At 69.1% G+C, this 17,351-nt stretch carries 19 protein-coding genes; 2 read left to right on the top strand and 17 right to left on the bottom strand.

Features of this window, described 5'->3' with window-relative positions:
- Nucleotides 1–79: 79 nt before the first annotated feature.
- From AC0QTQ_RS11295 to AC0QTQ_RS11330, 8 genes are all read right to left on the bottom strand, one after another.
- The gene (locus AC0QTQ_RS11295; RefSeq protein ID WP_480256665.1) at nucleotides 80–1,381 is read right to left on the bottom strand and encodes a DNA-packaging protein; all 1,302 of its coding nucleotides are present in this window, start codon (nucleotides 1,379–1,381) and stop codon (nucleotides 80–82) included.
- On the bottom strand, nucleotides 1,374–1,664 hold the full coding sequence (locus AC0QTQ_RS11300; protein WP_480256666.1) for a hypothetical protein: 291 nt from the start codon (nucleotides 1,662–1,664) through the stop codon (nucleotides 1,374–1,376). The genes AC0QTQ_RS11295 and AC0QTQ_RS11300 overlap by 8 nt, the downstream gene beginning before the upstream one ends.
- 235 nt (nucleotides 1,665–1,899) lie before the next feature.
- Nucleotides 1,900–3,066, bottom strand: coding sequence for an endolytic transglycosylase MltG (gene mltG, locus AC0QTQ_RS11305; protein WP_480256667.1), 1,167 nt, complete (start codon nucleotides 3,064–3,066; stop codon nucleotides 1,900–1,902).
- Nucleotides 3,066–4,325, bottom strand: a complete 1,260-nt coding sequence (gene fabF, locus AC0QTQ_RS11310) for a beta-ketoacyl-ACP synthase II (protein ID WP_480256668.1) — start codon at nucleotides 4,323–4,325, stop codon at nucleotides 3,066–3,068. The genes mltG and fabF overlap by 1 nt, the downstream gene beginning before the upstream one ends.
- A 64-nt stretch (nucleotides 4,326–4,389) precedes the next feature.
- Nucleotides 4,390–4,968: an RNA 2',3'-cyclic phosphodiesterase gene (gene thpR / locus AC0QTQ_RS11315; RefSeq protein ID WP_480256669.1), complete on the bottom strand. Its 579-nt coding sequence runs from the start codon at nucleotides 4,966–4,968 to the stop codon at nucleotides 4,390–4,392.
- Between the two features lie 66 nt (nucleotides 4,969–5,034).
- Nucleotides 5,035–5,268 carry an acyl carrier protein gene (locus AC0QTQ_RS11320; RefSeq protein WP_068765186.1) on the bottom strand — a complete coding sequence of 78 codons (234 nt, stop codon included), beginning with the start codon at nucleotides 5,266–5,268 and terminating at the stop codon, nucleotides 5,035–5,037.
- Nucleotides 5,269–5,441: 173 nt separating this feature from the next.
- The gene (gene fabG / locus AC0QTQ_RS11325; RefSeq protein WP_480256670.1) at nucleotides 5,442–6,179 is read right to left on the bottom strand and encodes a 3-oxoacyl-[acyl-carrier-protein] reductase; all 738 of its coding nucleotides are present in this window, start codon (nucleotides 6,177–6,179) and stop codon (nucleotides 5,442–5,444) included.
- Between the two features lie 31 nt (nucleotides 6,180–6,210).
- Nucleotides 6,211–6,351 (bottom strand): hypothetical protein, encoded by a 141-nt coding sequence (locus AC0QTQ_RS11330; RefSeq protein ID WP_480256671.1) that lies wholly within the window; start codon nucleotides 6,349–6,351, stop codon nucleotides 6,211–6,213.
- Between AC0QTQ_RS11330 and AC0QTQ_RS11335 the strand changes: the two genes are divergently transcribed.
- Nucleotides 6,350–6,577, top strand: coding sequence for a hypothetical protein (locus AC0QTQ_RS11335; protein ID WP_480256672.1), 228 nt, complete (start codon nucleotides 6,350–6,352; stop codon nucleotides 6,575–6,577). The genes AC0QTQ_RS11330 and AC0QTQ_RS11335 overlap by 2 nt on opposite strands.
- A gap of 46 nt (nucleotides 6,578–6,623) precedes the next feature.
- On the opposite strand, the gene fabD is transcribed toward AC0QTQ_RS11335, so the two are convergent.
- Nucleotides 6,624–7,553, bottom strand: coding sequence for an ACP S-malonyltransferase (gene fabD, locus AC0QTQ_RS11340; protein WP_121534146.1), 930 nt, complete (start codon nucleotides 7,551–7,553; stop codon nucleotides 6,624–6,626).
- Between the two features lie 151 nt (nucleotides 7,554–7,704).
- On the opposite strand from fabD, the gene AC0QTQ_RS11345 reads away from it, so the two are divergent.
- The gene (locus AC0QTQ_RS11345; RefSeq protein ID WP_480256673.1) at nucleotides 7,705–8,916 is read left to right on the top strand and encodes a cytochrome b/b6 domain-containing protein; all 1,212 of its coding nucleotides are present in this window, start codon (nucleotides 7,705–7,707) and stop codon (nucleotides 8,914–8,916) included.
- A 174-nt stretch (nucleotides 8,917–9,090) separates the two neighbouring features.
- On the opposite strand, the gene AC0QTQ_RS11350 is transcribed toward AC0QTQ_RS11345, so the two are convergent.
- From AC0QTQ_RS11350 to AC0QTQ_RS11385, 8 genes are all read right to left on the bottom strand, one after another.
- Complete coding sequence (locus AC0QTQ_RS11350) at nucleotides 9,091–10,515, bottom strand: aldehyde dehydrogenase family protein (RefSeq protein ID WP_480256674.1); 1,425 nt, start codon at nucleotides 10,513–10,515, stop codon at nucleotides 9,091–9,093.
- A 113-nt stretch (nucleotides 10,516–10,628) separates the two neighbouring features.
- On the bottom strand, nucleotides 10,629–11,924 hold the full coding sequence (locus AC0QTQ_RS11355) for an NAD(P)/FAD-dependent oxidoreductase (RefSeq protein ID WP_480256675.1): 1,296 nt from the start codon (nucleotides 11,922–11,924) through the stop codon (nucleotides 10,629–10,631).
- Nucleotides 11,925–11,974: 50 nt separating this feature from the next.
- Nucleotides 11,975–12,610: a cupin domain-containing protein gene (locus AC0QTQ_RS11360; RefSeq protein ID WP_121534131.1), complete on the bottom strand. Its 636-nt coding sequence runs from the start codon at nucleotides 12,608–12,610 to the stop codon at nucleotides 11,975–11,977.
- Nucleotides 12,611–12,698: 88 nt separating this feature from the next.
- Nucleotides 12,699–13,784 carry an ABC transporter ATP-binding protein gene (locus tag AC0QTQ_RS11365; RefSeq protein ID WP_480256676.1) on the bottom strand — a complete coding sequence of 362 codons (1,086 nt, stop codon included), beginning with the start codon at nucleotides 13,782–13,784 and terminating at the stop codon, nucleotides 12,699–12,701.
- Nucleotides 13,781–14,566, bottom strand: coding sequence for an ABC transporter permease (locus AC0QTQ_RS11370; RefSeq protein ID WP_480256677.1), 786 nt, complete (start codon nucleotides 14,564–14,566; stop codon nucleotides 13,781–13,783). The genes AC0QTQ_RS11365 and AC0QTQ_RS11370 overlap by 4 nt, the downstream gene beginning before the upstream one ends.
- Nucleotides 14,563–15,429: an ABC transporter permease gene (locus AC0QTQ_RS11375; RefSeq protein ID WP_480256678.1), complete on the bottom strand. Its 867-nt coding sequence runs from the start codon at nucleotides 15,427–15,429 to the stop codon at nucleotides 14,563–14,565. The genes AC0QTQ_RS11370 and AC0QTQ_RS11375 overlap by 4 nt, the downstream gene beginning before the upstream one ends.
- Nucleotides 15,430–15,509: 80 nt before the next feature.
- A complete protein-coding gene (locus tag AC0QTQ_RS11380) occupies nucleotides 15,510–16,520 on the bottom strand; it encodes an ABC transporter substrate-binding protein (RefSeq protein ID WP_121534128.1) in 1,011 nt (336 codons plus the stop codon).
- A 215-nt stretch (nucleotides 16,521–16,735) separates the two neighbouring features.
- Nucleotides 16,736–17,326, bottom strand: a complete 591-nt coding sequence (locus AC0QTQ_RS11385) for a TetR/AcrR family transcriptional regulator (protein ID WP_480256679.1) — start codon at nucleotides 17,324–17,326, stop codon at nucleotides 16,736–16,738.
- Nucleotides 17,327–17,351 lie beyond the last annotated feature (25 nt).

Genomic DNA, 17,351 nt, shown 5'->3' on the forward strand with positions numbered 1-17,351 from the left:
CGGCTTCTGTCGATGGCGGCGGCGGGGGTTTCACACCCCCGCACCCCCGTGAGGTATTTTCCGCAAGGAGAAAGAGGGGTCAGAGCCCCCGCACCTGCGGGCGTCGCCACTGCAGCGAGGGCTCGATGATGAGCTCGGTCAGCGCCCAGACCAGCGCATCCGCCCGGTCGGGCGAACCGCGGCCCTGATAGCCCTGCACCGTCATCCGGCACAGCTGATCCTCGAGCGCGCCCAGCCGGCCGGCGCGCAGGTGCTTGACCCGGCCCTGCTCGTAGAGCGCCGCGACCGGCTCGGCCCGCGCCGCCTTGCCGCGTGCCGCGCGCAGCGCCTTGAACGGCACCAGCGGGTCGATCTGCCGAAGCACGCTCTCGACCAGATCGCCGCCCTGGTTCACCTCGGCCACCAACCGCTCGGCGCCCCATTTCTCCATCGCCGCGATCGCCGCCCGCGCCCAGTCGGTCGGCCGCCCGCGCGCCGTGCAATCCTCGAGCACATAGGCGCGCCAGTCCTGCGCCGGTCCCGTGCTGACGACGCCCGCGACGATGATCCCGCATTCGTCCGCGCCCGCCCCCGCCGTCACCGCAGGATCGACGGCGACGACGATGCGGTCGAGCGCCGGCGCCGCCTCGACCCGCGCCGCCTCGAGCGCGGCGGTGCTCCACAGCGCGCCCTCGACATCGTCAAGCAGCACGCCGTCGAGTTCCTGCCGGCCAAGCCGCGTGCCGGCATAGCGCCCTCGCACCTCCTCGAGGAAGGAGGCGGCCAGATAGGCCCGGTTCGCCTCGGTCGGGGCATGGGTGACGACGGTCGAGGGGTTGTGCAGGATCGCCTTCAGCACGCCCACGTTGCGCGGCGTGGTGGTGATGACCTGCTGCGGATGATCGCCAAGCCGCAGCGCGAATTGCAGCATGTCCCAGGTCTCCTCGGCCTTCTTCCATTTTGCCAGCTCGTCGGCCCAGGCGGCATCGAACTGCGGCCCGCGCAGCGCCTCGGGCTCATACGCCGAAAACGCCTGCGCGGTCGCGCCGTTCGGCCAGACCAGCCGACGCCGCCCCGCCTCCCACTCGGGCCGCCGGTCGGGCGGCGAACAGGCCAGGATGCCGCTCTCGCCGAAGATCATCACGTCGCGCACCTGATCGAAGGTCTCACCCACCAGCGCCACCCGCGCGGCCCGACCGGGGTCCGCGGGTCCCGCCCCCTCGACCTGCGCGCGCACCCATTCGGCCCCCGCCCGCGTCTTGCCCGCGCCGCGCCCGCCCATGATCACCCAGCTCTTCCAGGCCCCCGCCGGCGGCAGCTGATGCGGCAGCGCCCAGAACTCGAAGATCCAGGGCAGCGCCAGCAACGCGCCGTCGCCCAGCCCCGACAGGAACTCATCCACCTGTTCCGGCGTCGCGGAGGCGAGCCAGGCGGCGCCCGATCTCAGCGCGGGCGGCGTCGAAGTTGAGCTCGCCGGTTCCGACGACCCCGGCAACCTGCTTGCGGAGTTTTTCAACGCGTGTCCTTTCATCCATCACCATCTGGAAGGCGGCCCGAAGGTCCTTCACCGCCTGCGCGGCGACCTTCGCCTCCTTCAGATCCCCCTGGCGAACCCCTCGCATCGCCAGCGCCAGTTCCCCGGCAATTTCCCGATACAGAAGCTCGGTCTCCGTCAGCAGATCCACTGCCGGCGGAGCCCCTCCCGAGAAGGTCATTTCCATCTGTCGTGAACCCGCCTCTCATGCCTGATCCGCACGAGCGAAATGAAAAAGCGCCGACGGTTTCCCGCGGCGCTTGCCCACTTCTCCTAGCATGACAAATCTCTACCTTAGAGCGTTCGCAAAGTCAATCGCTAAATCCAGGGTTGTGCCCGGCAGGCAAAAGGAAACCCCCGGAAGCACCGAGGGTTTCGCTGAAAGATCAGTTATTTGTGCTGTCCGCCGGCGCCGCCTTTTCCAGCGCACGCCACTTCGCGACATTGCGGTTGTGCTCCTCGAGCGTCTCGGCAAACACATGCCCGCCGCTGCCATCGGCCACGAAGAACAGATAGGGCGTCGAATCGGGATGCAGCGCCGCCTCGATCGCCGCGCGACCGGGGTTGCAGATCGGCGTCGGCGGCAGGCCCGCCACGACATAGGTGTTGTAGGGCGTCTCGCGGCGCAGCTCGCTTTGCCGCAGCCCCCGGCCCAGAACGCCCTGGCCCTTGGTCACACCATAGATCACCGCCGGGTCGGTCTGCAGCTTCATCCCCTGCTCGATGCGGTTGACGAAGACGCTCGCCACGCGCGTGCGCTCTTCGGCGATGCCCGTCTCCTTCTCGACGAGCGAGGCCATCACCAGCGCCTCCTCGGGGGTCGAATAGGGCAGGCCCGAGGCACGCCCCTCCCAGGCCGCGGCCAGAATGGCGGCCTGGCGCTTTTCCATCTCGGCGATCAGCGCCCCACGGTCCGAGCCGCGCTTCAGGTCATAGCTTTCGGGCGCAAGGCTGCCCTCGGCCGGCACCGCCTTGATCTCGCCCTGCAGGAAATCGGCCGATTTCAGCGCCTCGACGATCTGCCAGCTGGTCGCGCCCTCGGCCACGGTCACCCGCAGCCGCACATCGGCCTTGCCCGCGGCCTCGGCAAAGCCTTCGGGCGCGGTCTCGGTCTTCGGGTCGAACTTCGCCTGCTCGACATAATCGCCCGTCGCCGGGTCAAGCTCGCGCAGGATCATCTGCTGCCCGGTCACCCCGACGCGATAGTTCAGCTCGGTGCCACAGGTCGACGGCCCGCCCGAGGTCACCTGCTCGACGATGCTCCGCATCGTCGCGCCCGGTTCGATCAGGTAGGAGCCGAACTTCAGATCGCCGCTCTTCTTCGCGTAATCCGCCCCGGCACGGAAGATATAGGCCGACGAGATCGCGCCCTTCGCCCTCAGGTCTTCCGACACCCGCGCAAAGCTCGCGCCCGGCTCGACCTTCAGGCAGACCGCCTGGGCCAGCGGCCCCGGCGCCTCGTACTGCTTCTGCGCCCAGGCGACGAGGCCGCCAAGCGCCACCAGCAGCACGATCAGCACCGTCAGGAAGTTCGAGACGACATGCCGCCACATCAGGCGCGAACCTTGCCGACGATGAGGCTCGCGTTGGTGCCGCCAAAGCCGAAGCTGTTCGACAGCGCCACGTCGATCTTGCGCTTCACCGCCACCTTCGGCGCCAGGTCGATCGTCGCCTCGGCGGCCGGGTTATCAAGGTTCAGCGTCGGCGGCGCCACCTGGTCGCGGATCGCCAGGATGCAGAAGATCGCCTCGACCGCGCCGGCCGCGCCCAGAAGGTGGCCGATCGCCGATTTGGTCGAGCTCATCGTCGCCGTCGCCGCGGCATTGCCGAGGAAGCGCTCGACCGCGCCCAGCTCGATCGTGTCGGCCATGGTCGAGGTGCCATGCGCGTTGATGTAGTCGATATCCCCGGGCGAGATCCCAGCCCGCGCCACCGCGGCCTTCATCGCACGGAAGCCGCCGTCGCCGTCCGAGGCCGGCGCGGTGATGTGATAGGCATCGCCCGACAGGCCATAGCCCAGCACCTCGGCATAGATCTTCGCGCCGCGCGCCTTGGCGTGCTCGTATTCCTCCAGCACGACGACGCCCGCGCCCTCGCCCATGACGAAGCCGTCGCGGTCCGTATCCCAGGGGCGCGAGGCCTTCACCGGGTCCTCGGCCGCGGTCGACAGCGCCTTGCAGGCGTTGAAGCCGGCGATGCCGATCTCCGAGATCGGGCTTTCCGCGCCACCCGCAACCATCACGTCGGCATCGCCGAGCATGATCAGCCGCGCCGCATCGCCGATCGCATGGGCGCCGGTCGCGCAGGCCGTCACCACCGAATGGTTCGGCCCCTTGAAACCATAGCGGATCGAGACCTGCCCCGAGGCGAGGTTGATCAGCGAGGCGGGAATGAAGAACGGGCTCACCCGCTTCGCGCCCTTCTCCTTGATCAGCACCGCGGTCTCGGCAATCGTCGACAGCCCGCCGATGCCCGAGCCGATCATCACGCCGGTGCGTTCGCGGCTTTCCTCGTCCTCGGGCTGCCAGCCGGCATCCTTCACCGCCTGATCGGCCGCGGCCATCGCGTAAAGGATGAACTCGTCGACCTTGCGCTGATCCTTCGGCGCCATCCAGTCGTCGGGATTGAACGTGCCGTTGGTGCCGTCGCCGCGCGGAATCTCGCAGGCGTATTTCGTCGTCACACCGCTCGCGTCGAAACGGGTGATCGGCCCGGCCCCAGATTGTCCGGCAATCAGCCGCGACCAGGTCTCTTCGACCCCGCAGGCCAGCGGCGTGACCATACCCAGACCCGTGACGACAACGCGACGCATGCTCGACCTCTCAGAGTATTGCTCGTTCGGGCCCTGATACACGGGCCGGCGGAACGGCGCAACGTCAAGCACCGCCGCGCTGCGGCAAAGCCCCCGGGAAATCGAGCGGATAGGCCGCCAGTTCCTCGTAGATCGGCCCCTCGGCGCGCAGGTGCGAACGGATCATCGAAAAGCCCGTCACCTCGAAAGGATTGAGCACCAGATCGCCCCGCGCCTGCAGGAAGCGGCCCAGCCGGCCGGCGTCAAGCGCACCGAAATCGCGCCCGAAGCGCGAAAGCGTCACATGCGCGCGGAACCGCCGCCGCGGCAGCACCAGCCCCGCCGCCCGCGCCGCGCCCGCAACCGCGCGCACCAGCGCGTCAAGCCCGGGCTCGGGGCGCAGCCCCACGACCACCGCCTCGGGCCGCTCGGCCGGGCCGAAAACGCTGATCCCGGCCGGGGCGAGCAAGAACCCCGGCAGCCGGATCGTCTCGAGCGCCGCATCCAGCTCGGCCGCCTCGCGGCCGTCGATCTCGCCCGCGAAGGCGAGCGTCAGGTGCAGGTTCTCCTCGGCGACGGGCCGGCCGCAGCCGAGCTCGTCTTGCAGCGCGCCAAGGCGCGCCGCCACCTCTTCGGGCAGCATGATCGCGACGAAGACCCGCATTCCCCCTCCGGAAACGAAAAACGGCGCCCGCAAGGGGCGCCGCTCAGGAAAGTCTGACCGGAAGGATCAGACGGCTTCCGAGATGAATTTCACCGCGTCGCCAAAGGTCTGGATCGTTTCCGCGGCGTCGTCCGGGATCTCGATGCCGAACTCTTCCTCGAAGGCCATCACCAGCTCGACGGTGTCGAGGCTGTCAGCGCCCAGATCGTCGATGAACGAGGCGGTCTCGGTGACCTTGTCCTCTTCGACGCCCAGGTGTTCCACGACGATCTTCTTCACGCGATCAGCGATGTCGCTCATGTCTTTTCCTCAGTTTGAGGGCCTTGGCCCGTCCCGTATTCCGTGCTCGCAAGAGCGGCTTGGCGCCCCCGGCCGGGGGCTGAAAGCCCAGGGCAAAGGCCCTGACCTGTTCCCCCGCGCCTATAGCACAGTCATGCCTCAAGGCAAGCCGTTTCGCAAGCGCGGGCGGCGCGTCAGATCATCGCCATGCCGCCGTTGACGTGCAGCGTGGCGCCGGTGACATAGCCCGCTTCCGGACTTGCCAGATAAAGCACCGCCGCGGCGATTTCCTCGGCAGAGCCCATGCGGCCGGCCGGGATCTGGCCCAGAATCTTGCCCTTCTGCTCGTCGTTCAGCTTGTCGGTCATCGCCGTCGCGATGAAGCCCGGGGCGACGCAGTTCACCGTGATGCCGCGGCTCGCGACCTCATAGGCGAGGCTCTTCGACATGCCGACAAGGCCGGCCTTGGCGGCGGCATAGTTGCCCTGCCCGGGGTTGCCGGTCGCGCCGACGATCGACGAGACCGAGACGATCCGGCCCCAGCGGGCCTTCATCATGCCGCGCAGGCTGCCGCGCATCAGCCGGAAGGCCGAGGTCAGGTTGACGTCGAGCACCGACTGCCATTCCTCGTCCGACATCCGCATGAACAGGTTGTCGCGGGTGATGCCGGCGTTGTTCACCAGGATATCGAGCGAGCCCATGGCCGCCACCGCCGCCTTCGGCAGCGCCTCGACCGAGTCCGCGTCAGAGAGGTTCGCCGGGCAGACATAGGCGCCCTCGCCCAGCTCGGCGGCCAGCGCCTCGAGCGGTTCGACCCGCGTCCCCGACAGCGCGACCTTCGCCCCCGCGCCATGCAGCGCCTTCGCGATCGCCCCGCCAATGCCGCCCGAAGCGCCCGTCACCAGCGCCGATTTCCCCGTCAGATCAAACATCGCTTTCCCCTCGGATTGCCGTCGCGTCTCCTTAGCAGCGTTCCGCCCGCCCCGCCAGCCGTCGCATCCGCCGCAGCACGGCCGCAATCGCGGCCATAATGATGCCGCCTTTGGTTGCAACTGTCGCGACATTGAACACGACGGCACTGATTTCACAAAGTGGCAGATCCATGAATTTCATTACTCCGACCGCCCGCACCGAACCGGCGGGCAGCTCGATTTACGACAGCATTCTCAGCTTCGGCGGCGGCCTCGCGCTGCTCACCCTCCTCGTGCTGACCATCCTGTGCGCCGCAGTGCTGCGCGAATGGGCCCATCCCAGGGAAGAGACCCCGCCCCACGCCCGCGAAGCGCCACGGCGCCGGGAACGCGTCCGCGCATCCTGTCGGCGGACATGAAGAAGGGGCGGTCTCCCGCCCCTTCTTCATGTTGCTGTCGCCGGGCTCAGCCCTTCAGCTTGGCGATGTCCTCGGGCGTGCCCACGGCCGCCTGGGTCGTCTCCTTGGCGATGCGCTTGATCATCCCCGACAGCGCCTTGCCCGCGCCGATCTCCCAGAACTCGGTCACGCCCTGACCGACCATCCACTGCACGCTCTCGCGCCAGCGCACCGAACCGGTGACCTGCGCCACCAGAAGCCTGCGGATCTCCTCGGGGTCGGTGACGGCATGGGCGACCACGTTCGCGACGACCGGCACCACGGGCGCCTGGATCGCGACGCCCGCAAGCGCCTCGGCCATGCGCTCGGCCGCGGGCTGCATCAGCGCGCAATGGAAGGGGGCGGAGACCGGCAGCATCAGCGCCCGCTTCGCGCCCTTCGCCTTGGCGATCTCGACCGCGCGCTCGACCGCGGCCTTCGCACCCGAAACCACGACCTGCGCCGGGTCGTTGTCGTTCGCGGCCTGACAGACCTCGCCCTGCGCCGCCTCGGCGGCGACCGCCGTCGCGGTCTCGAAGTCAAGGCCGAGGAGCGCCGCCATCGCGCCGACACCCACCGGCACCGCCGATTGCATCGCCTCGCCGCGCACCCGCAGCAGCTTCGCCGTGTCGGTGATGCTCAGGCTGCCCGCCGCGCAGAGCGCCGAATATTCGCCGAGGCTGTGACCCGCGACAAAGGCCGCATCGGTCACCGCGAAGCCCTCGGCCTCGAGCGCGCGCAGCGCCGCCATCGAGGTCGCCATCAGCGCCGGCTGCGCATTCGCGGTCAGCGTCAGCGTCTCGATGTCGCCCTCCCAGATCAGCGCGCTCAGCTTCTCGCCAAGCGCCGCGTCGACCTCCTCGAAGACCGCGGCCGCCGCCGGCCATGCCTCGGCCAGCGCCCGCCCCATGCCGATCGCCTGCGCGCCCTGCCCCGGGAAAACAAATGCTCGGCTCATGCCATCCTCCGTATCCGAATTTGTCCACCTCTAGCCCGGCCCTGCCGCCGGGGCAACTCCTGCGCACACCCGCTGTGCACCCACCCGCGTGGCCGGTGGCCGCGCAAGCGGCTATCCTGCGCCCCTCCCGAACAACGGCCCGAGGCCTTCGATGCTTTCCAATACCCCCACGTCCTACGGCACGCCTGCCCGCGCCTTCCACTGGCTCGTCGCGCTGCTGATCCTCAGCGCCGTCGCGCTCGGCCTCTATGGCGAAAGCCTGCCGCGCAGCGCCGAGACGATCGACACGCTGAAGACGCTCTATTCCGCGCACAAGACGATCGGCGTCGCGGCCTTCTTCACCGCGCTCGCCCGCATCCTGTGGGCGCTGGTGCAGCCCCGCCCCACGCCGCTGCACCCCGAGCGCCGGCTCGAGACCTTCGGCGCCGAACTGGTGCACTGGGCGCTTTACGGCGCGATGCTGGTGATGCCGGCCTCGGGCTGGATCAGCCATGCCGCGCAGGCGGGCTTTGCGCCGATCCTGTGGCCCTTCGGCCAGACCCTGCCCTTCGTGCCGCAGTCGGATGCCGTCGCCCATGCCGCCGAGGGCGTGCACAAGCTCTCGGCGCTGGTGCTCTATGCCGCGGTTGCGCTGCATATCCTCGGCGCGCTGAAGCATGTGGTGATCGACCGCGATGCGACGCTCGCGCGGATGACGCGCGGCACCGCGGCGGGCCCGGGTGTGGCCGATCATTCGGCGCTTGCACCGCTGCTCGCCATCGTGGTCTGGGCCGCGGTGATCTCGGTTGCGCTGCTGGTGCCGCCGCCGGCTGAGGACGGCGCCGCCCCCGCCGAAGTCGCCACGACCGCGCCTGCCCCCGCCGCGACGCCGGCCGCCAGCACTGCCGGCAACTGGCAGGTGACGCAGGGCACGCTGGGCTTCACCGTGAAGCAGATGGGCGCCGAGGTCAGCGGCAGCCTGCCGACCTGGACCGCCGACATCGCCTATGACGAGGCGACCGGCACCGGCACCGTCACCGTGACGATCGACACCACCGCGCTGGTGCTCGGCTCGGTCAGCGATCAGGCGAAGGGCGCCGATTTCTTCGACACTGCCGCCCATCCGACCGCCACCTTCACCGCCGCGATCACCCGCACCGAGGGCACGGCCCATACCGCGACCGGCACGCTCACCCTGCGCGGCACCGAGGTGCCGGTGGTGCTGCCCTTCACCCTGGCAATCGCCGGCGACACCGCGACGATGACCGGCGAGACCACGCTCGACCGGCGCGCCTTCGGCATGGGGGCAAGCTATCCCGACGAGGCGACGGTGGGGTTCAATGTCGGCGTGCAGATCGCGCTGACCGCCACGCGCAAGAACTGATCTCCCGCGCCCACTCGAACACAAGGCCGGCGTCCCCGACGCCGGCCTTTCTGCTGCGCTCCGCCCGCAGAAGCGGCGCCGGAAGGGGCGGAACGATCCGGCCGCGCCGTTTCGCCAGTAATCCGCTTCTCGCGGTGATCCCCGGCCCGACGGGCCGGGGAAGCGGCGGCCGGATCAGCTCCAGCCGCACACGCCCTTCACCTCGGTGAAGTCGTGGATGCCCCAGTCGGCATATTCGCGGCCGTTGCCCGACTGCTTGTAGCCGCCGAAGGGCGCGAACAGGTCCCAGGCCGGGCCGTTCACATAGACCGAGCCCGCGCGCAGTTGCCGCGCCACCGTGCGCGCCGTCTCGAGGCTGCCCGACTGGAGATAGGCGGCCAGGCCATAGACCGTGTCATTGGCGATCGCGATCGCCTCCTCGACCGTGTCATAGGGCAGGATCGACAGCACCGGGCCGAAGATCTCCTCGCGGGCAATGGTCATGTCGTTCGTGACATCGCCAAAGACCGTCGGGCGCACGAAATAGCCGGTGTTGCGGCCCGCGGGCTTGCCCGGACCGCCGGTGACGAGCGTCGCGCCCTCGGCGATGCCCGCCTCGATCAGCCGCTGCACCTTGTCGAACTGCAGCGCCGAGACCAGCGGCCCCATCGTCGTCGCCTCGTCGCGCGGATCGCCGATCACCACGCTTTCGGCCGCGGCCTTCGCGATGGCCAGCGCCTCGGCATGGCGGGCGCGCGGCACCAGCATCCGGGTCGGCGCGTCGCAGCTCTGCCCGGTGTTGTTCATCACCCCGATCGTGCCCTCGCGCACCGCCTTTTCAAGATCGGCATCGGGCAGCACGAGATTGGGCGACTTGCCGCCCAGCTCCTGCGCCACGCGCTTCACCGTCTCGGCAGCGGTGCGCGCGACGATGATGCCGGCGCGGGTCGAACCGGTGAAGCTGACCATGTCGACCTCGGGATGGGCGGCCATCACCTGACCGACATCGGGGCCGGTGCCGTTCACCAGGTTGAAGACGCCCTTCGGGGTGCCCGCGGCCGCCATGATCTCGGCGAAGAGAAGCCCGCTCATCGGCGCGATCTCGGAGGGTTTCAGCACCACGGTGCAGCCCGCCACGATCGCCGGCGCGACCTTGCACACGATCTGGTTCATCGGCCAGTTCCAGGGGGTAATCAGCGCGCAGACGCCGATGCCCTCGCGCAGGATCTGCGTGGTGTCGCGGCTTTCCTCCCAGGCGAAGGTCTCGGCGGCGGCGATCGTCGCCTCGAGATGGCCCTGCCCGGCATAGGCCTGCGCCTCGCGCGCCCAGGTGATCGGCGCGCCCATCTCGTGGCTGATCGCCTGCGCCATGTCCTCGTAGCGGGTCTTGTAGACCTCGAGCACACGTTTCAGCAGCGCGATGCGCTCGGCCGGCGGCGTGGCAGACCAGGCCGGGAAGGCCGCGCGCGCGGCCGCGACGGCGCGCTCGACATCGGCCGCGGTGCCGGCCGAGATCACCGCATAGGCGGTCTCGGTCGCCGGGTCGATCACCTCGATCTCGGCCGGGGACACCGGGTCCACCCAAGCCCCGTCGATGAAGAATTTGCGGGAATCGGTCATGTCAGCTCCGTTCTTGGCCGGGGCTCCCGGCCGGGTTCGGGCGGCAAGGGCCGCCGGTTTTGGATGAGTGGCCGGGCGGGCGCGGCATCTGCGCCCCCGCCCGGCCGGGAAGGTCATTTCGAGGCGAAGCCGAGGCTGTCCTTCAGCCAGTACCAGCGCACGCCAAGCCCCATCACCGGGCGGCGCAGCGCGTGCCAGCCGATGCGGGCAAGCCGGGTGCGCGGATAGACCGCCTCGCCCCGCCCGGCGATCTCCTCGGCGAGCATCCGCCCGAAGGCCGAGGCGAGCGCCACGCCGCGCCCGTTATAGGCGAGCAGGCAGATCAGCCCGGGCTCTGGCTCGTGGAAATGCGGCAGCCCGTCGAGCGACAGGCACACATGCCCCGACCAGCGATAGCGCACCGGCACGCCGGCGAGATCGGGGAAGAGCTTGAGCATGCCGCGTTCGAGCGCCGCCATCAGCCGCCCGTCCTCGCCATCGCCCACGGCCCCGCGCCCGCCGATCATGAAACCGCCGCGCGGGGTCTGGCGCATGTAGAAGGCCAGCTTGCGGGTTTCCGACATCATCAGCCCGCCGGGCATGATCCGCGCCGCCAGATCCGCCGGCAGCGGGTCGGTCGCAAGCTGCATGCTCTGCACCGGCAGCACCGATTGCGCGAGGCCGGGCTTCAGCCGGTCGGTATAGGCATTGGTGCCGAGGATCACCCGCTTTGCGGTGCAGCGCCCCTGCCCCGCGCGCAGGCTCCAGCCCGAGGCGGTGCGGACAAGCTCGCGCACCGGGCTTTGCTCATAAAGCATCGCGCCCGCCCGCGCGGCCGCCCGCGCCAGCCCCCGGGTGTAGTCGAGCGGCTGGATCGCCCCCGCCCGCGGGTCGCGCCAGCCGCCGAACTGGTTGGCCGTGCCGGTCCGCGCCGCCACCTCGTCGCGCGACAGGATCTCGACCGGAACGCCGCGGGCCTGCCATTGCCGGGCACGCGTCGTCACCGCCTCGAGCGCATGGGGCGAATGCGCCGCCTGGATCCAGCCGCCGCGCACCGGGTTGCAGCGGATGCCGTGGCGCGCGATCAGATCGAAGGTCAGATCGGCCGCACCGCCCGCCATCTCGGCCAGCCGGCCACCGCGGTCGGGGCCGTATTTCGCCACCAGATCCTCGGGGTCGTATTTCAGCCCCGGGATCACCTGCCCGCCATTGCGCCCCGAGGCGCCGAACCCGATGTGCCGCGCCTCGAAGAGCGCGACGCGCAGCCCCGCCTCGGCCAGATGCAGCGCCGCCGAGACGCCGGTGATGCCGCCGCCCACGATCGCCACGTCGACCTCGCTTTGCCCCGTGTGCGGCGCGAAACCGCACGGCGGTTCCTCGCTCTCGTTCCACCACAGAGAGTCCGCAAAACTCTCCTGACTGCTTTTCACCGTCTCTCTCCTGTCTGCCTGTTGGCCATTTGTCTTGCGCCCGGGTCTGCTCAGCTGGTGCTGTTCACCCAGATCACCTCGGCGGGCACGTCGCCGTCGTTGAAGAAGCGATGGCGCAGCGTGCTCGGGAAGGTGAAGCTGTCGCCCGGGCCGAGCAGATGGATGCGCCCCTCGATCTGCAGCGAGAAGCTGCCGGCGGTGACCACGCCCACCTCCTCGCCCTCATGGGCATAGCTGTTCTCGCCCGAGCTGCCGCCCGGGGCGATGGTGACGACATAGCCCTTGTAGCGCGAATGGCCGATCGGGGTGGCGAGCAGCTTGGTCACGCCATTGGTGTCGAGCACCTTGGGCTGGGCCACGCGGCGCACGATGAAGGGGCTGTCCTCGGGCGCCGCCGCCTGCGCGCCGACCGGGTCGATCACCGAGGCGGGCGAGATGCCCAGCACGCCCGCTATCGCATAGATCGTGCGCACCGTGGGCGAGACGAGGCCGCGCTCGACCTGCGACAGCGCGCCGATCGACAGCCCCGCCTCCTCGGACAGGCGGCCCAGCGTCATGCCCTGCTTCAGCCGCTCCTCGCGCAGGCGCATGCCGATGCTGTCGGCCTCGCTCGGCTCGGCGACGCGGCGGGGCGGAGGCGCGGAGATGTCGCCTTGCGGCTCGACGGGGTCAGTGTCGGAAGTCATGGAGGTCCTTCGGAAACGGATGGGGAGAATGCGTCCAGAGTGCGGGAGCCGGGCCGCGCGGTCAAACCCGACGCGGCCCGGCCGGGCCTCAGCCGGGAATGACGACGAAATCCTCGTCACGCCAGCACAGGGTGACGGCATCGCCCTGCGCCAGCGCCGAGATCCGCGCGAGGTCGCGGCTGCGCACCTGCACCGCCGAGCCGTCGGCCAGGCGCACGATCAGCCGGAATTCGACGCCGAGATAGATCCGGTCCTCGATCGTGCCGGTGAGCGCATTGGCCGGCCGCTCGCCCTCGGCCGCAAGCGCGATCACCTCGGGGCGCAGCACCACCGTCACCGCGGCAGTTTTTGCCGGCGCGCGCGGATCGTCGCCGGGCAGGCTGGCCCGCCAGCCCGCCCCCTCGAGCCGGCACAGGCCCGCCTCGCGCCGCGCGGTGCCGCGCAACAGGTTCGCCTCGCCGATGAAATCGGCGACGAATTCCGAGTTCGGCCGGGTATACAGCTCCTGCGGCGTGCCGATCTGGGCAAGGCGGCCGGCACGGAAGATGGCGATGCGGTCCGACATCACCAGCGCCTCTTCCTGATCGTGGGTCACCGAGACCACCGTCGCACCGACCTTGCGCGCGATGTGCATGATCTCGATCTGCATCTGGCCGCGCAACTTCTTGTCGAGCGCCGCCATCGGCTCGTCGAGGAGCACGATATCGGGGTGGAAGACGAGCGCGCGGGCGAGCGCCACGCGCTGCTGCTGGCCGCCCGACATCTGCTTCGGAAAGCGCTTGGCGAAATCGCCCAGCCCGACGATGCCCAGCATCTCGCGCGCCCGCGATTCCCGCTCGGAGCGCTTCACGCCGCGGGTCTCGAGCGGATAGGCGACGTTCTCGAGCACGGTCATGTGCGGGAAGAGCGCATAGTCCTGGAACATCATGCCGATGTTGCGCCGCTGCGGGGGCACGCCGGTCATGTCGCGCCCGTCGATCAGAAGCGCGCCGCTGCTCGGCTCGACGAAGCCCGCGATCACCCGCAGCGTCGTCGTCTTGCCCGAACCGGACGGCCCGAGCATGGTCAGGAACTCGCCCTTCCTCAGCTCGAAGGAGACGTCCTCGAGCGCCCTCACCTCGCCATAGTGCTTGCTCACGCGGTCGAGCTGCAGCGCCTTGTGCTCAAAGCTCATCGGTCGGACTCCTTCAGGGTATAGGACAGCACCACGCCGATCGCCGAGACCGCGATCAGGATCGCGCCGACGGCGGCGGTGGCGGGATCGAGACTGGTGCGCACCTGGTTCCAGATCATGATCGGAACGGTGCGGGTGCCGGTATTGGCGACGAACATCGCCACTACCACCTCGTCCCAGGAGGTGATGAAGGCGAAGACCGCGCCCGAGATCACCCCCGGCAGAATGAGCGGCAGCGTCACCCGGCGGAAGGTGAAGAGGCGCGAGGCGCCGAGCCCGGCGCTGGCGAGCGCGAGGTTCGGGTTCACCATGCGCAGGCTCGCCAGCACCGAGACCAGCACGAAGGGGATCGCGAGCACGGTATGGGCGGCGATCAGCCCGGCATGGGTGCCCGCCAGCCCCCAGCGCGCGAAGACGAGATAGCTGCCGACGCCGAAGACGATCACCGGCGTCACCATCGGGCTGAGCAGGAAGCCCAGCACCAGCGCCTTGCCGCGGAAGCTCGCCGCGTTCAGCATCATCGCCGCCGCCGTGCCGAGCGCCGAGGCCAGCACCGCGGTCGCGGAGCCCACCAGCAGGCTGTTGCCCAGCGCCGCGCGCCAATCGGGATCGCTCAGCACCTTGCCATACCAGCGCAGCGAGACCCCCTCGGGCGGGAAGACCAGCCGGCTGCCCGCGGAAAAGGACATCGGCACGATGATCAGCGTCGGCACCAGCAGGAAGAGCGCAGTGGCGCAGACGAAGGCCCAGAACAGGGTCTTGCGCAGACGGTCCGTCATCATGCCGCGGCCCTCCGCGCAAGCAGCACCCGGCCGAGGCCGAAGAGCGCGAAGGCAAGCGCCGTCAGCCCCATCAGCACCACGGCGAGCGCCGCGCCGAGGCCGAAGTTCAGCTGCTCCGAGAACTGCCCCGCGATCATCTGCGCAATCATCATGTCGCGCGGACTGCCGAGCAGCGCGGGCGTGATGTAGAAGCCGAGCGCGAGCGTGAAGGTCAGGATCGCCGCCGCCAGCAAACCGGGCAGCGCCATCGGCAGATAGACCCGGCGGAAGCCGTGGAACCAGCTTGCCCCGCAGATCGACGAGGCCTCCATCAGCCGCATGTCGATCTTCTTCATCACCGAATAGAGCGGCAGCACCGCATAGGGCAGCAGCACATGCACCATGCCGAGGATCACCCCGACCTCGGTGCGAATGAGCTTGAGGGGCTTCTCGATCAGGCCAAGGCCCAGCAGCACCTGGTTCACGAGCCCGGTGTTCTGCAACAGCACGATCCACGAGAAGGACCGCAACAGCAGGCTGACCCAGAACGGGATCAGGAGCGCGATGGTCAGGAACAGCAACGCGCGGCGGCCGGCATTGGCCATCGCATAGGCATAGGGAAAGGCCACCAGCACCGTCACCGCCATCACCACCAGCGAGACGCGGAAGGTCTCGGCGATCACCCGCAGGAAGACCGGGCGGGAGAAGATCAGCGCATAGTTCTTGCCGCTGCCGCCGGGCAGCGAGGCGCCGATCAGCTGGGCAAGCGGGTAGACGTAGAACAGCAGCAGGAACAGCAGCGCCGGCACCAGAAGCGCGCTGCCGCGGGGCAGCCGCTCGACCAGTGTCGGGCCGCGGCGGATGGCGGGGGAAGAAAGGGTCATGTCAGGCCTTCGGGGACTTTGCGTCCGGCCCGCCATCGCGCGGGCCGGAGGGTCTGGATGTCAGGCGTGCGGCGCAGGGCTCACTCGAGCAGCCATTCCTGGAAGCGCATGTCGACATCGGCGCCGTTCTTCGCCCACCAGTCGGCATCCATCAGCACCCGGTTGTCGAGGTGATCGGTCGGCAGGTTGCCCTTGAAGGTCTCGCTCACCCCGGCGACCGCGGTCTTGTTCGACGGGCCATAGGGCATGTACTGGGTGAAGGCGATCTGCTGCGCGGGCTCGGTGAAGAACTCGAGCGCCTTCATCGCCGCCTCGCGGTTCTTCGTGCCCTTCGGCACCACCCAGAAGCCGGTCTGCGAGGTCCACTGCGTCCAGTCGATCTTGATGCCCTGCTCGGCACCGCTGACCGCGCGGCCGACCCAGACGAGGCCCATGCTCGCCTCGCCGCTGTCGAGAAGCTGCTCGGATTGCGCACCGGTATCCCACCACACGATGTGGTCCTTGATCGTGTCGAGCTTCTTCAGCGCGCGCTCGACATCCAGCGGATAGAGCTTGTCGGCGGGCACGCCGTCGGCCAGCAGCGCGGTCTCGAAGATGCCGCTCGGGGCGTATTTCCACACCGCGCGCATGCCGGGGAATTTCTCGAGGTCGAAGAAGTCCTTGTAGCCCTGCGGCGCAGTGGAGAACTCGGCCGCGTTATAGGCGAGCACCGTCGCCTCGATGTCCGAGGCGATGCGGTAGGTGCCGGCGGTGCCCGGGATGAACTTGTCGCGGTTCACGATCGTGTAGTCGATCGGCTCGAGCCACTCGGCATCGCTGTCGAGCCCGAAGCTGTCGTCGGTGACCATGATGTCCCAGTCGACCGCGCCGCTCTCGACCATCGCCTTCAGCTTGGCGTTGCTCGAGGGGCTGTCCTGGCGAATGGTGATCTCGGGATGGGCGGCGGCGAAAGGCGCGAAATAGGCCTTGTCCTGCGCCTCCTGATAGCCGCCGCCATAGCTCGACACGGTGAGGGTGGTCTCGGCCAGCGCGGCCCCGGCGGTCAGCACGCAGGCCCCGACCAGCAGCGTGCTCCACAGAGTCTTCTGCATTCTTGTCTCCCTTGTTGGTGACTCGCAGAGTCGTCAGGAAAACGAAATTAGTCAAACAATTTTTTAGTAAAATGAATTATCGTTCCGAAATTCGCCGCATGACGCCGTTTCTTCAGCATTCCACGCGGCAGAACAGACAGAATAATGAAAACGGCAGGCCGGGGCGCGTTACCGAGGCGGAGTTTCACACGGGGAACGCCACCCGGGCGCGCCTTTCAGCCCCCCTGCCCCTGCCGCGGGGCCCGGGCGAAGACATCGTCGATCATGCCGCGCGCCGCCTCGAGCTGGCGCTCGGGCGTCCAGTGCCCCGGATAGAGCAGCGCATAAAGCAGCAACCCGTCGAGCGAGACACACAGCCGGTCGGCGAGGCGTTCGGCCTCCTCGGGAGGAAAGCCGAGCGCGCGGATCCAGTGCAGATGATGGCCGCGCAGTGCCGCATAGACTTCGTCATGGATCTCGTGCAGCCCGGCATCGTGCTGGGTCAGCGCCCAGTAGCCGATCCAGACCGACAGCTGCCGACGCCGGACCGCGTCGAGCGGCAGGAAGAACTTGACCGCCCGCAGCACCGCGGCGCGGTCGGCGGTCTCGGGCCAGACGACGACCGCCTGATCCCTGAGCCAGCTGGCCCGCACCGCGGCCTTCACCATCGCCGCGCGATTCGGGAAGTGGTGGGTGATGAGCCCGATCGTGGCATCGGCGCGCGCCGCGACATTGCGCATGCTGAGCGCGGTCACGCCCTGCTCGGCAAGCACGTCGCAGACCGCATCGGTGATCCGCTCGATCGGGTTCTGTCTGGGCTCTGACATTGGTCTCGTCGCTTCGTTCCGGCGG

It is taken from the genome of Paenirhodobacter sp. YD-8, from assembly GCF_056590935.1.

What these genes read in the sequence shown, in the direction of transcription:
- fabG (WP_480256670.1), bottom strand. Translation starts at nt 6,179, where the DNA reads ATGTTTGATCTGACGGGGAAATCGGCGCTGGTGACGGGCGCTTCGGGC.
- AC0QTQ_RS11385 (WP_480256679.1), bottom strand. Translation starts at nt 17,326, where the DNA reads ATGTCAGAGCCCAGACAGAACCCGATCGAGCGGATCACCGATGCGGTC.
- AC0QTQ_RS11330 (WP_480256671.1), bottom strand. Translation starts at nt 6,351, where the DNA reads ATGGATCTGCCACTTTGTGAAATCAGTGCCGTCGTGTTCAATGTCGCG.
- AC0QTQ_RS11335 (WP_480256672.1), top strand. Translation starts at nt 6,350, where the DNA reads ATGAATTTCATTACTCCGACCGCCCGCACCGAACCGGCGGGCAGCTCG.
- fabD (WP_121534146.1), bottom strand. Translation starts at nt 7,553, where the DNA reads ATGAGCCGAGCATTTGTTTTCCCGGGGCAGGGCGCGCAGGCGATCGGC.
- AC0QTQ_RS11350 (WP_480256674.1), bottom strand. Translation starts at nt 10,515, where the DNA reads ATGACCGATTCCCGCAAATTCTTCATCGACGGGGCTTGGGTGGACCCG.
- fabF (WP_480256668.1), bottom strand. Translation starts at nt 4,325, where the DNA reads ATGCGTCGCGTTGTCGTCACGGGTCTGGGTATGGTCACGCCGCTGGCC.
- AC0QTQ_RS11380 (WP_121534128.1), bottom strand. Translation starts at nt 16,520, where the DNA reads ATGCAGAAGACTCTGTGGAGCACGCTGCTGGTCGGGGCCTGCGTGCTG.
- thpR (WP_480256669.1), bottom strand. Translation starts at nt 4,968, where the DNA reads ATGCGGGTCTTCGTCGCGATCATGCTGCCCGAAGAGGTGGCGGCGCGC.
- mltG (WP_480256667.1), bottom strand. Translation starts at nt 3,066, where the DNA reads ATGTGGCGGCATGTCGTCTCGAACTTCCTGACGGTGCTGATCGTGCTG.
- AC0QTQ_RS11370 (WP_480256677.1), bottom strand. Translation starts at nt 14,566, where the DNA reads ATGATGACGGACCGTCTGCGCAAGACCCTGTTCTGGGCCTTCGTCTGC.
- AC0QTQ_RS11365 (WP_480256676.1), bottom strand. Translation starts at nt 13,784, where the DNA reads ATGAGCTTTGAGCACAAGGCGCTGCAGCTCGACCGCGTGAGCAAGCAC.
- AC0QTQ_RS11345 (WP_480256673.1), top strand. Translation starts at nt 7,705, where the DNA reads ATGCTTTCCAATACCCCCACGTCCTACGGCACGCCTGCCCGCGCCTTC.
- AC0QTQ_RS11320 (WP_068765186.1), bottom strand. Translation starts at nt 5,268, where the DNA reads ATGAGCGACATCGCTGATCGCGTGAAGAAGATCGTCGTGGAACACCTG.
- AC0QTQ_RS11360 (WP_121534131.1), bottom strand. Translation starts at nt 12,610, where the DNA reads ATGACTTCCGACACTGACCCCGTCGAGCCGCAAGGCGACATCTCCGCG.
- AC0QTQ_RS11375 (WP_480256678.1), bottom strand. Translation starts at nt 15,429, where the DNA reads ATGACCCTTTCTTCCCCCGCCATCCGCCGCGGCCCGACACTGGTCGAG.